Genomic DNA, 11,893 nt, shown 5'->3' with positions numbered 1-11,893 from the left:
TGCTATCCTAAACTCGATTCCGTAGCAAGCCCTGCCCTGTGCCAGGCTTCAAAACCACCATCAACACTATACACCTGCTCAAAGCCTTGGTTAACCAAATATTGCGCCGCTCCTTGACTGCTAATACCGTGATAACACATCACCAATATCGGCTGTTCAAACGCCACATCATCCATAAACGAAACCATCGTATCGTTGGTCAAATGAAATGCTTGTTTGGCATGACTCACAGCAAAAGATTGCGGGTCGCGGATATCGACCATTCTCGCGTCACCTTGCTTAAGCAGTGCTTGAGCACCTGCCACATCTATATGTTTAAACTGGTCCATAATCTTTCTCTTTTATCGCTAGTTTTACTAACGCGATTGTAACCTATCCAGTGGTCAACAAGTACTCTGTGTCAGTAAGGTTATCCACCAGTGATCATAATTCAACCATCTGTGGATAAATTTGTGGATTACGTTGATAAAGTGTTTTTATAAGAATCGATCCACAATATGTAGTAATGATCCTTATTCGATTGTGTGTAAAGAGAAAACTATCCCCACTGGATAAAGAGAGTACAGCCCTTTATTCACCCTGCTTTCTGACAGATAGCCAATAATTTCCACACAGAGTTACCCACAGGCAAGTCGGTTACATTCGATCCCGAAAAACAGGCAAAATATCGATAAGCGATCAGCAACAAAAAAGCCGAGATCGTTTGATCTCGGCTTTTTAGATAAATCAGTTTGTGCGTGGCTATTAGAACTCGCCAACCGCCGCTTTAAGCTTCTTCATCGCGTTCTTCTCTAACTGACGAATCCGCTCGGCAGATACATTGTAAGTCTCTGCCAGTTCTTGCAACGTGGCTTTATTGTCTTCTAGCCAACGAGAGCGAACAATATGCTGGCTGCGCTCGTCTAGGCTCTTAAGTGCGAGGCTAAGACGATTGTTGGTGTGTGCTTCCCAGTTTGCCGCTTCCACATTGTCAGCAACATCAGACGATTTGTCTTCTAGGTAGACCATCGGCGCTGTGTACGATGAACCAGAATCATCGTCGTCGTTTGGCATCTCGAAAGTAGGATCTTGTGCCGCTAAACGAGATTCCATTTCACGTACTTCTGATGGCGCAACACCTAATTCGCGAGCGACCGTTTCCACCTCGCCGTTATTGAACCAACCTAAACGTTTTTTCGACTTACGCAGGTTAAAGAACAATTTACGTTGTGCTTTCGTCGTGGCGATTTTGACAATACGCCAGTTACGCAATACGTACTCATGAATCTCGGCTTTAATCCAGTGCACAGCAAACGAAACCAAACGTACACCCACTTCTGGATTGAAACGTTTGACCGCTTTCATTAGACCAATGTTACCTTCTTGAACTAGGTCAGCCATTGGTAAACCATAGCCAGAATAACCTCGCGCGACGTGAACAACAAAACGAAGGTGGGAAAGGATCAACCCTTTTGCCGCCTCAATTTCACCGTCATAATGCAGCCTCTCAGCAAGCTCACGTTCCTCATCAGCAGTCAGCATTGGGTAACTGTTTACTGAGCGGATATAGCTGTCTAAGCTATCTTGTGTAACAACCGCCATAGGGTATGCTTTATTCGTCATTCGGTTCCTCATCAATCTCTGATCTGGAGTAAGTTTTAACCCAACAATCTTGAACCTAAAATGAACAAGATTCAAGCAGGGGGGAACTATTATGCATAAACAAATCGCCTACACAAGAGCGAAGTATACGGTAGCGTCTACTTTTTTCAATAGTATGACAACCACTAAACAGTCGAGTTCCAACTAAATAGGCTCGATCTCTTTTAAGTGCCGTTGGGCGGAGACTTTGGCCGCTAAGCAACCTAAGAAAATGCCGAGCATCACCAGCAATAACGACTCATCCCAGCTTAAACCTACCAAACGAAAACGACTGTCATACAGTAACGCTAACTTCTCAACGCTACTATTGAGTAATACAGTAATCAACGCCGTTAAGATCCATGCGCTGACCGCCCCCAGTAAGCCAAACCACATTCCCGAGTACAAATAAGGACGTAAAATGTAGCTGTTGGTCGCACCAATCAGCTTCATGGTTTGGATCTCTTCTTTATTTGCCAGCACATTGAAACGCAGGGTGTTACCTACAATCAGAAACACCGATCCCAACATCAATACCGACAGGGTAATCACAATACCACTCACAAGGTTCTTGATTGCATCCAGCCGGGTTAACCAATCTTCATCCAGACGAACATCGGTGATTTCACTTTGTTGTGCTATCCGCTCGGCCAATTGCTTAATCACTTGCTGGTCGTCACGACTTGGTGTTACCACTAACACACCCGGCAGGGCGTAATCATCCAGTAAGCTAATAGCTTGTTCAAACCCTGAATACTGGCTTAAATCATCCAAACCTTGCTGTGGAGAGATATATTTGACCGCCGCGACATCACTGTCACTCTCAAGCTGATCTTTTATCACCATCACGCGCGCCTCAGGCGTACGCTCTTGAATATAAGCACTCACTTGTGAAGGACTCGTCACATCACTGGATGCTTGAGCAATATTTTTACCCAGGAGATATAGCGCCGATGGCATCGCTAATGCCATTGAGATAACCGCTAAAGTCAGCAAGTTTCCTAATGGCCGTTGCCACAATTCATGAAATGACGACTTCGCCTGCTTAAGATGGACCTTCAAAAAGCTGTCTTTTTTGACGCGATTTTTCGCTGTCCCATTGGTTCGTCCACGAGGTTTAGTGGCCATAATCTTCTACCTCGCTAAGGAAGCCTTGGGTGAGCTCAAGGTGACGGTATTGTGGGCGCGTATTCACTAAACCGATGTCGTGAGTAGCGAGCAATATCGTCACCCCTGCGCGGTTAAACTCTTCAAATAGCTTCAAGACACGATTCGACAACTCAGGGTCAAGGTTACCCGTTGGTTCATCGGCCAATAATAATGTTGGTCGGTTAACCACTGCGCGAGCAATGCCTACGCGTTGCTGTTCACCACCAGACAACTGGCTAGGTAAACATTTCACTTTGTCGAGTAAATCGGTTTTATCTAATGCAGCTGAAACACGACGTTTAATTTCATGTTCCGAGATCGATTCAATGCGCATCGGCAGAGCGACATTATCAAACACTGTTCTGTCCATCAGCAGACGGTGATCTTGGAATACAATACCGATATTACGGCGCAAAAAAGGAATATCTTTACTAGGAATTCGCGTGATGTCGTGACCGTTAAAGCTCACTTTACCGTCCGTTGGGCGCTCTATCGCACAAATCAACTTGAGCAGAGTACTTTTACCCGCACCCGAGTGGCCGCCAAGAAAAGCCATTTCACCGCGACGCAGATGGAAGTCGACTTTCTGCAAGGCTTGTCGGCCGCCGCGATACGCCTTACTCACTTGTTGAAACTTTATCACCCGAAATCCCTCTATTACGGAGTTGCTGCTATTGGTCGCTTAACCTTAATCTTCGTGACTAAACAAAGCATCAATAAACTCTTGTGTCTCAAATGGGCGTAGGTCGTCAATACCTTCACCAACACCAATATAACGAATAGGGATTTGGAACTGATCGGCCAGCGCAAAAATAACACCACCTTTCGCCGTTCCATCCAGCTTAGTCAGCGTAATGCCCGTCAACGGCGCAACATCACTAAATAATTTAGCTTGGCTAATCGCATTTTGCCCGGTGCCCGCATCAAGCGTCAGCATGATTTCATGCGGCGCCGAGTCATCGATCTTCTTCATCACACGGACGATCTTACGCAACTCTTCCATTAAGTTGGCTTTGTTTTGCAAGCGCCCAGCGGTATCAGCAATCACCACATCAACGCCCTTGGCTTTCGCCGATTCAATCGCATCATAAATCACGGATGCACTGTCAGCACCAGTATGCTGCGCTACCACAGGGACATTATTGCGCTCGCCCCATACTTGAAGCTGCTCGACAGCAGCAGCGCGGAAGGTGTCACCTGCCGCTAGCATGACGCTTTTACCTTCGGCTTGGAATTGTTTGGCCAGTTTACCTATTGTGGTAGTTTTACCGACACCATTGACACCAACCATCAAAATAACGAATGGCGTTTTCGTCGAATCCACGACCAGCGGCTGCTCAACCTGAGACAAGATATCCGCCAGCTCATCTTTAAGCAGACCGTAAAGTGCTTCGCCATCTTTCAGATCTTGACGTGAGGCCTTGTCGGTTAAATTGTCGATAATTTTAACAGTGGTATCCATACCCACATCAGCGATCAGCAATTGCTCTTCAAGCTCTTCAAACAGCTCATCATCAATTTGCTTACCTTTGAACAGACCAAAAAAACCCGCCCCTATGTTCGCTTTAGTGCGCGTTAAGCTGCGCTTTAAACGCACAAAGAAACTTTCGCTTGGTTTCTCTTGTTCGACAACGCGCGGTTCAGCGGGAGTGTCAGGTTCTGCTTCTGCTTCTGCTTCTGCTTCTGCTTCTGCTTCTGCTTCTGCTTCTGCTAGCTCAGCATCAGGGCGTTGATGTTGCTCGTCAACCGTTTGTTCTAGTGTTGGTTCGGTTTCCGTTTGTTGTTGTGTGGATTGTTTGGCCTGTTCTTCGTCACCAAAGCCAAGCCAAGAGAGTAATCCACGCTTCTTTTTTTCCGTCATCTGGGGCTATCCTAGATCGTCTTAATTAACTCAGACTCTTTTTTGCGGCAATGTCGCCGACAAGAAAAGAAAAATGACAACAGAGTGAAACGTTTTCACTGTCAGAGTGATGGTATACACTCTGTCATCAACAAATTTGGGCTGTATGTTAGCGCTCAACAGCAGAGCAGTCAGCGCGTATAGTATCACTTTATTAGCGGTCAAAAAATCTATGGTAAGACGTCGCCAGCAAAACACATCACAAAAAAAGCCCTCAAGTGGCTTTGTTCGTATTATTAGCGGGTTATGGAGAGGACGTAAACTCCCTGTTCATGACGCCGAAGGGTTAAGACCGACCACAGATCGTGTCAAAGAAACGCTGTTTAACTGGTTAGCCCAAGATGTGCCGCGAGCCAAGTGTCTCGACCTGTTTGCTGGCTCTGGAGGGCTAGGTTTTGAAGCCGCTTCACGCCAAGCTGAAATGGTCACGCTGATTGAGCTCAATTCGAGTGCCTTTAAGCAGTTGCAAAGCAATATTGCTGCGCTCAATACTAGCAACCTCACAGCGGTCAACAGCGATGCGTTAAGCTACCTTAAACAAGCCGGGACGCCGCATCATGTAGTATTCATTGATCCACCATTTCGTCAAGGGTTACTCGATGAGACAATTCAGTTACTTGAGCAAAATGGTTGGTTGACAGACGATGCGCTTATCTATGTCGAGACCGAAAAAGAGCTGACACTGGATAACGCGATTCCAGCGCATTGGCATCTACACCGAGAAAAAACCGCCGGTCAAGTCAGCTACCGCCTGTTCAACCGTCAACACTCACCACAAGGATAATAAAATGAAAGCATTGATATGGTTAGCCAAAGCAGCCATCGGGTTTGTCTGGTTTATACTTATCCTCAACTTCTTTACGCCGTTTCCGGGCAAAGCAGCGATCGCCCTCTACATTATGAGCGCGTTCTTGTTGATGATGCATGGTTTGCAGATGGCGATCTTCATTGGGGCTTTTGGTGACAAGATCAAAATGAGCAGTTGGGAAAAATGGTCGATTTTAATCTTCGGCATTTTTGCTCTGCTTGATATTCGCCGCAAACACATGTCATAGCAAATACATGCCATTACAAACAAGCCGCTAAGTTGAGCGGCTTTTTTGTCACTATCGTTAACCGAGATACCCTTTGACGCCATCGAGGAACATCTGTGTCGATATCATAATAAGTAGCAAGCCCATCAGGCGTTCAACCGCTTTTAATCCTCGCTCGCCCAACACTCGATGGAAAAAGTTGTAGAACATCAAAATAAAGAAAACCACGCCCCAAGCCAACAATACCGCAGCAGACAACTCAAGTAACTGCTCAGGGTGCTGGCTCGATAAGAGCAACAACGCCGCAATAACGGATGGACCAGCAATCATTGGGATCGCCATTGGCACAATAAACGGCTCCTCACCCGCCGCCAACCCTGTGATACTACCACCACTTGGGAAGATCATTTTGATGGCAATAATAAACAGGATGATCCCGCCCGAGATGCTCAATGTTTCTGGTTGAACATGGAGGAAATTAAGGATGCTCTTACCTGCAAATAAGAACAGCATTAAGATGCCCAAAGCAAAAAACAATTCTCGAACCAAAACCTTACGCCTGCGCTTTGGATCAAGGTGCTTCAAGATCGATAGGACAATAGGTAAATTGCCAAGCGGATCCATGATCAACACCAACATGGTCGCGGCAGAAAGTATGTCCATAAAAGACCTCCAAAAATAAATCAATCGAGCACAGAAAATTGGCCGAAGTATCGCAACTTCGAGACCTAACAGCAACAATGGTTGTTTGAGCATCAAGGTACCGGATAAAAGCCGTCAGGCACCTTGATTTTTTAGATGAGCAGAGAAGCTGTGATCAGACAGTGTGCCAACAGATAGCTCCCAGAAATAAAGTAGCGCCCCTTGTCGAGCGGATGACGATAGTCATGGATAGCCAACAGCATCGCCGATAACGTCAGTGTCAACGACCCAGTAAAGCCTAGCGCGCTCGCAACGGTGCGGTTCAACAGCCACACTTCACCTGCGGCCCAGTTAAGCTGCAACAACACCATTCCCATCATCACCACAGGGAAGATCAATCGATCGATTTTTGGCAACAACAGGAAGAAGCTGACAACGCCGATACCGAACAGCATTGCAGGCAACCACCAAACGATATCGCCAGAGAGCTTAAACCAAAATGAAGCACTATAACAAAGCTGCGCTGCAATAAACCCTGTAAAACAAAACTTAAGGTGCTTTTGGGCAATATAGAGGCCATCGGCAACCATCGAAATGATTAAACCCAGAGATACCCACCACGCCACAATGCCAACCAAGGCTTCCTGACTCCAAAGCATGACGAGCAACATAAATAACGTCAATATTTTAAATATCGCCGCTTGCTTGATGCGATTGTTTTCAAGCGCAGAAATACTGATGTACCCAGATAAGGCAACCGAGAGCCAGCTCCACATTCGAACACCTCAATAAAAATGAGCTGCTAGTTTAGGCAGCTCAAAAAAGATGTCTAGCTTTGAGGGGCAAAAGTTGGATCTTGATAATACTTCTTATCGGCGCAATATTTGCGACAGCACGGACTTATTCGGCAATTTTTTACCAGGCAATTCAAAATCATAGCTGTAACAACAGAACCATCAAAAAAATCACTTTTCTACTCAAAACGAAGGAGGACAAATTAAAAGACAATAAAAATCAGACTCTTACAATCAAAAAAGCAATATTTAATTCATGTGATATTTAATTTTATCCTTGCGATAACTTGACATCACACTAACACTAATATGCAACTTGGAAATAAAATGCCTATTTATAGCCAATCTAGCAGTTAAATGGACGTAATATCTAGCTCGACTAACAAAAGCTCTATAAATCACACAAAACTAATTAAAACAAAGTTTGACCACTTAAAATAACATTTAATAACAGCAACTTATGGATAAAATTAGCAATATAGAATAGAAAACAAACAGGTCAAACATCACTCATTCCGCGCCTTAACTTCAACAAAAAGGTTTAATCGAGACCAGAAAAGTTATTTTTTAAGGGCGACTTTCTTATTAACTTGATCTAAACCCTAAAAATCTGCTATTCTTATTTACATACCGTTAAACATCAATTTTTAGGAGCAGTGCTATGATTTCTTCTTCACAAAAACAAGGACTTGTAATGATCGCAGTTGTCGTAGGCCTAATGACACTGCCGATGATGTACTAAGTAAAATACAAATAAAAAAAGGGACGCTGATGCGTCCTTTTTTGCTATCTGAGGCCAATACACATGACTTTGGTGTAAAAAACTAGCGATGTGTCGGCTTTTGCACCAAAAGAGAAAAAACCGATTTTGGTGCTCTCGCGTTATAGATGTTTAGATAACTCGTCCCAATGCACATAATAGAAAAATAAGGCAGCACCAGTAATCAATGTCATCAACATAATCGCAGCTCGCCATACAAAACGAGAGCTGCGAGGCGTCAGTTCTTTTTCACACTCATCACACACTGACATAAAATCATTGTAACCATCGAGTTTAAAATCATGCTCATGAACAACTTTATTGCGTATGGTTGCAATGTAGCGCAGCTTACTAATCACATCATGAGGTAAACGCTCTTCACAGCTGGTGATCAACTGATGTAGCCCCTTACCATCTGCATGATACTGAGCCCGCAGTAGCGCCTCGATTTTTCTCGTCCGTGTCACTACGTTTTCGATATCAGACATAGTCTCCCTCCACGCTCTAAGTTTAGGGGGTATTTGATCCTTATTGTATCTAATGTCCCACTTTTTGTTTCGAATGCAAATAGGTTTGTATAAAAGAATCAACCACTAAAAAGTGGCTAATGACTTACACTGCCCAGTGCCCGTGATATGACTCGAAGATTTTTGTTACACTGAACACTTTGTTTTTACGGCAAGATCCGTGCCCTGAATCACAACGAAAATATCGCTAGTATTAGACCAAACCCTCAGAGACCCAATGATTATGCCTATCACACTGTTTATTGCTATTGCCGTCACTGCTCTTGTTAGCGGTTGGGCATTTACCCACTTCTACCGCAAACACATTCAAGGCGAGAATGCCCCACAACAGAAAATCGACGTCACTATTTTAGACAAACAGTCAATTGTGATTGAAGATGCTCAACCCGGTCAGGATGAGCAGGAATATTGGATCTATGTACAAAAAGGGCGCATTGGCCCCAAACGTGAATTTCAAGTGGGTGTGCATTACTTCCAAGCGCTCAATCCTGGAGATAAAGGTACGCTCACCTATCAAGGTGACACTTTTATCCATTTTGCGCTAAAACGTTAAGGTAATAACCACTGTGTTTTTTCTGAGCGTGATACCAACCAACTAAGCCATAATGCACCGCCACCACTGAGAAGAATCCAAACGGGGATCACCCAAGCTGGATGGCCTTGATACCAGCCAAACTCTTTCATTGGCCAAAGGAAAATAGGGTGTAGCAAATAGATGCCTAGGCTGTGCTGACTGATAAAGCCAATCACTCGATTAACTGGCGCTGACAAACCTTCACCCAGATAACGGCATAAGATGAAAATCATACTTGCCGCCAGTACCACGTTGAACGTTTTATACGACAACCAACGCCCAACGGTATACTTGTCTGCAGCAAGGCTATTACCAATCACCATGTAAGTTGTAGTGGCTAGTGCAGCAATCCCAAGCAAGCTAAAAAGAACAGTCCAACCCAATGTGGCAGGGACGCGTTGGTACAATAAATACCCTAAGGGTAAATACCCACTGTAAAGCCACAGCTGATTACTCCACACGCCGTCAATCCCCAGCAAATAGAGTAAGGTCGTCACCAGCCAAATCGCAACATACGCATACAACGTGTTATCACCGTGGTGTCTTACCACAAACTGGAAAAACGGGATCAGCAAATAAAGTGGAATAAAATAATAGAAGAACCCGAGATGATAGTAAGTGGCATGCCACGGACTGTCTCGCAGCACTTGCTCAGCGACACCAAACTCATAGCCCTGAATAGTGAGGCCAGATAACAGAGCATAAAACGCAGACCACAACAGAAACGGAACCAATACTTTGCCTAAGCGACGCTTGAGGTAATACTTAGCATTAAACGGACGTTGGTCGCTGAGCATGAGTGCGCCACTAATGAGAATAAACACCGGGACCGCCCAACGACTCACACTGTTCACCCCAACCGCCGTTACCCATTGGTCAAACGGAATTTCCCCCAGCATTTGACGATATGGGGCAAGCACATGAATCGCTATCACTGCAATGGCTGCCACACAGCGCAGCACATCAAAAAACATCACTCTTTCTCTCACGCTTGCCACCCTTTTTGTCACTGAGAGAGTGACTATAACAACAAAAAAGCCAACCTCGGTATCACCTTGGTCAGCTTTTGGTTATAACTTCGATTTTGTTATGCTGCAGCTATCACTTTGAGCGTCGGCAGTGTTATCGAGATAAGCGTAGTAGCGCATGTGTCATACATATAGGATGTGTCATATCAGGTGCCCCTTATGCCAGACCGACTTTATGAACTAATTCAGCGGTACGCGTCGCGTACCCCCATTTCGTTAACATACCAAGCGTATATTTTGACCACCCAAGTACCAATAACCATAGTTGACTGCGTATCGACGATAGTAGAACACTGATCACCACCTCATTAATCAATACAAACTCCAACTCTGACCAATCAAAAGCGGCGAGGAATATCAGATGACGTGATTGATCTCGCGGCTCCAACGCTGGGCCTCAGAGATACGTGGCATCACTTCGTTAACCGATAAATTGAGTTGCTGACAAGCCAGCTCCATCCCCTGCCAGTCAGCGCTCTCGTAACATTCTTCAAGAGAGATCAGCTGACCATACGGACCTTGACGCTCAAGCAGTGCAAGCTTGATCGTGGCACATAACGGCAGTTGCTTGACCAAATCATCGAGCGACATATCGAGCATCGCATCAAGCATGGAAAACAGCCCTATCAGAAACGCTTGGTCACGATATTGACTGAATGGGTTGTCGCGCGCCATCAACATAAAGAACTGAGCACGCTGCAAACATAAGGTGTAGAGCTCTTTGGGCTTATTGACCGAAACGTAAGAAGCAACGGCAAGAGAGACAAAAATCTTAATTTTATCTTGACCAAGATAGACCAGCGCTTGGCGAAATGAAGAAATAGGAATTTCTATTCGCTCTGACATCGAGTTAACAAAACGCAGCAGTTTGTATGACAGTGCGACATCACGCGCGACTATCTGCTCGACCTTAAGAAAGTCGACCTCTGGCTTACACACTTCCTGAAATAGCTCCATCGCTATGATGTGTTCAGGACTGATATAGCGCTGACGAATCATTTCAGGCTTACTGAAAAAATAGCCTTGGAAGAAGGTAAAACCCGCCGAGCGCGTAGCCAAAAATTCCTCTTCGGTCTCCACTCGCTCTGCAAGAAACTTACGTTTAACCCCCATTGCAAGGCGTTCTTTGACCAACTCACAGGAGGTTTCTAATCCCGTCGCCATGATGTCGATTTTAATGATATGGGTCAAAGGCAAGAACCGCTCCCACTCAGGCTTATACACAAAATCGTCCAGTGCGATTAGATAGCCCTGATTGTGGATCTGTTTCACCGCGTCATAAAGCTCATCATTCGGTGTGCAGGTCTCAAGTATCTCTACTACTATTTTATTTTTTGGCAACGAAAGAGGCAGCAGACGCTGCAAGCTTTGTTGAGGGAAGTTAATAAAACAACGTGATGTTGCCATCGCTGGATTGGTACCGAGCGACAAAAAATTCTCAACAATAATGCGGTAGGTCGCGCGGTTAGAGTCAACATGCGCCGGGTAAGCATTGTTTTCACCGTCCCGAAACAGCAGTTCGTAGCCAAGGGTCTGGCGCTTAGCATTTAAGATCGGCTGTCTTGCAACAAAGGTATCTCTCGTTCTTCTATGCATAATATCAGGTCGAGTTACGCTTTGGCTGCGGCAAATAACGCACCGCATCCCATGAACATCGAGTAAAAGACCTTATTGATTTTCGACATTATCCGCTCAGAGCAAATACATCGTCCCATCAACGCAGCCAACGAGGTGTACCCTAACATCACGATCGCATCAATCGTCACTGTGGTTAGGCCATCAATGATCGAGTTTACCATACCCGATCCCGACACTAAGCTGAACACAATGGCGGTAACGACATAAGCAAGCCAAACATGCATATC

Annotated in this window: 13 protein-coding genes and 2 pseudogenes; 3 read left to right on the top strand and 12 right to left on the bottom strand. The window is 45.1% G+C overall.

Features of this window, described 5'->3' with window-relative positions; translation table 11 throughout:
- Positions 1–2: 2 nt before the first annotated feature.
- From glpE to ftsY, 5 genes are all read right to left on the bottom strand, one after another.
- Positions 3–329 carry a thiosulfate sulfurtransferase GlpE gene (gene glpE, locus CDZ87_RS13620; protein WP_100754038.1) on the bottom strand — a complete coding sequence of 109 codons (327 nt, stop codon included), beginning with the start codon at positions 327–329 and terminating at the stop codon, positions 3–5.
- A gap of 415 nt (positions 330–744) precedes the next feature.
- Positions 745–1,602, bottom strand: coding sequence for an RNA polymerase sigma factor RpoH (gene rpoH, locus CDZ87_RS13615; protein WP_100754037.1), 858 nt, complete (start codon positions 1,600–1,602; stop codon positions 745–747).
- A 183-nt stretch (positions 1,603–1,785) separates the two neighbouring features.
- Positions 1,786–2,748 carry a permease-like cell division protein FtsX gene (ftsX, locus tag CDZ87_RS13610; protein WP_100754036.1) on the bottom strand — a complete coding sequence of 321 codons (963 nt, stop codon included), beginning with the start codon at positions 2,746–2,748 and terminating at the stop codon, positions 1,786–1,788.
- The gene (gene ftsE / locus CDZ87_RS13605; protein ID WP_100754035.1) at positions 2,738–3,412 is read right to left on the bottom strand and encodes a cell division ATP-binding protein FtsE; all 675 of its coding nucleotides are present in this window, start codon (positions 3,410–3,412) and stop codon (positions 2,738–2,740) included. The genes ftsX and ftsE overlap by 11 nt, the downstream gene beginning before the upstream one ends.
- Positions 3,413–3,457: 45 nt before the next feature.
- Positions 3,458–4,630 (bottom strand): signal recognition particle-docking protein FtsY, encoded by a 1,173-nt coding sequence (gene ftsY / locus CDZ87_RS13600; protein ID WP_100754034.1) that lies wholly within the window; start codon positions 4,628–4,630, stop codon positions 3,458–3,460.
- Positions 4,631–4,841: 211 nt separating this feature from the next.
- Between ftsY and rsmD the strand changes: the two genes are divergently transcribed.
- Together rsmD and CDZ87_RS13590 are read left to right on the top strand one after the other, a co-directional pair.
- Positions 4,842–5,453, top strand: coding sequence for a 16S rRNA (guanine(966)-N(2))-methyltransferase RsmD (gene rsmD, locus CDZ87_RS13595; RefSeq protein ID WP_100754054.1), 612 nt, complete (start codon positions 4,842–4,844; stop codon positions 5,451–5,453).
- Between the two features lie 4 nt (positions 5,454–5,457).
- Positions 5,458–5,724 (top strand): DUF1145 domain-containing protein, encoded by a 267-nt coding sequence (locus CDZ87_RS13590; RefSeq protein ID WP_100754033.1) that lies wholly within the window; start codon positions 5,458–5,460, stop codon positions 5,722–5,724.
- Between the two features lie 57 nt (positions 5,725–5,781).
- Here CDZ87_RS13590 and CDZ87_RS13585 read toward each other — a convergent pair whose 3' ends face one another.
- The 3 genes from CDZ87_RS13585 to CDZ87_RS13565 form a co-directional block, all read right to left on the bottom strand.
- The gene (locus tag CDZ87_RS13585; protein WP_100754032.1) at positions 5,782–6,366 is read right to left on the bottom strand and encodes a YhgN family NAAT transporter; all 585 of its coding nucleotides are present in this window, start codon (positions 6,364–6,366) and stop codon (positions 5,782–5,784) included.
- 131 nt (positions 6,367–6,497) lie between these two features.
- Positions 6,498–7,121: a lysoplasmalogenase gene (locus CDZ87_RS13580; protein ID WP_100754031.1), complete on the bottom strand. Its 624-nt coding sequence runs from the start codon at positions 7,119–7,121 to the stop codon at positions 6,498–6,500.
- A 900-nt stretch (positions 7,122–8,021) separates the two neighbouring features.
- Positions 8,022–8,387 (bottom strand): DUF4145 domain-containing protein, encoded by a 366-nt coding sequence (locus CDZ87_RS13565; RefSeq protein ID WP_100754029.1) that lies wholly within the window; start codon positions 8,385–8,387, stop codon positions 8,022–8,024.
- Between the two features lie 262 nt (positions 8,388–8,649).
- On the opposite strand from CDZ87_RS13565, the gene CDZ87_RS13560 reads away from it, so the two are divergent.
- Entirely contained in the window at positions 8,650–8,979 is a 330-nt protein-coding gene (locus tag CDZ87_RS13560; RefSeq protein ID WP_100754053.1) for a DUF2500 domain-containing protein, read from the top strand.
- Here the strand turns inward: CDZ87_RS13560 and CDZ87_RS13555 are convergent.
- The 4 genes and pseudogenes from CDZ87_RS13555 to rhtB form a co-directional block, all read right to left on the bottom strand.
- A complete protein-coding gene (locus CDZ87_RS13555) occupies positions 8,976–9,989 on the bottom strand; it encodes an acyltransferase (RefSeq protein WP_100754028.1) in 1,014 nt (337 codons plus the stop codon). The two genes, CDZ87_RS13560 and CDZ87_RS13555, sit on opposite strands and share 4 nt — an antisense overlap.
- Positions 9,990–10,185: 196 nt before the next feature.
- Positions 10,186–10,330 (bottom strand): annotated as a pseudogene (locus tag CDZ87_RS13550) (ArsJ-associated glyceraldehyde-3-phosphate dehydrogenase); the annotation flags it as partial.
- 55 nt (positions 10,331–10,385) lie between these two features.
- A complete protein-coding gene (locus CDZ87_RS13545; RefSeq protein ID WP_100754027.1) occupies positions 10,386–11,624 on the bottom strand; it encodes an EAL and HDOD domain-containing protein in 1,239 nt (412 codons plus the stop codon).
- A 14-nt stretch (positions 11,625–11,638) separates the two neighbouring features.
- Positions 11,639–11,815, bottom strand: a pseudogene (rhtB, locus tag CDZ87_RS13540) (homoserine/homoserine lactone efflux protein); the annotation flags it as partial.
- Between the last annotated feature and the right edge of the window lie 78 nt (positions 11,816–11,893).

Source organism: Vibrio salilacus (assembly GCF_002811245.1).
GTDB lineage: Bacteria > Pseudomonadota > Gammaproteobacteria > Enterobacterales > Vibrionaceae > Vibrio > Vibrio salilacus.
This window is presented reverse-complemented; position numbering and strand designations above follow the sequence as displayed.

Bases quoted from the DNA above. Each gene is read 5' to 3' on its own strand.
- glpE (WP_100754038.1), bottom strand. From the start codon at position 329: ATGGACCAGTTTAAACATATAGATGTGGCAGGTGCTCAAGCACTGCTT.
- rpoH (WP_100754037.1), bottom strand. From the start codon at position 1,602: ATGACGAATAAAGCATACCCTATGGCGGTTGTTACACAAGATAGCTTA.
- ftsX (WP_100754036.1), bottom strand. From the start codon at position 2,748: ATGGCCACTAAACCTCGTGGACGAACCAATGGGACAGCGAAAAATCGC.
- ftsY (WP_100754034.1), bottom strand. From the start codon at position 4,630: ATGACGGAAAAAAAGAAGCGTGGATTACTCTCTTGGCTTGGCTTTGGT.
- rsmD (WP_100754054.1), top strand. From the start codon at position 4,842: ATGGTAAGACGTCGCCAGCAAAACACATCACAAAAAAAGCCCTCAAGT.
- CDZ87_RS13590 (WP_100754033.1), top strand. From the start codon at position 5,458: ATGAAAGCATTGATATGGTTAGCCAAAGCAGCCATCGGGTTTGTCTGG.
- CDZ87_RS13585 (WP_100754032.1), bottom strand. From the start codon at position 6,366: ATGGACATACTTTCTGCCGCGACCATGTTGGTGTTGATCATGGATCCG.
- CDZ87_RS13580 (WP_100754031.1), bottom strand. From the start codon at position 7,121: ATGTGGAGCTGGCTCTCGGTTGCCTTATCTGGGTACATCAGTATTTCT.
- CDZ87_RS13565 (WP_100754029.1), bottom strand. From the start codon at position 8,387: ATGTCTGATATCGAAAACGTAGTGACACGGACGAGAAAAATCGAGGCG.
- CDZ87_RS13560 (WP_100754053.1), top strand. From the start codon at position 8,650: ATGCCTATCACACTGTTTATTGCTATTGCCGTCACTGCTCTTGTTAGC.
- CDZ87_RS13545 (WP_100754027.1), bottom strand. From the start codon at position 11,624: ATGCATAGAAGAACGAGAGATACCTTTGTTGCAAGACAGCCGATCTTA.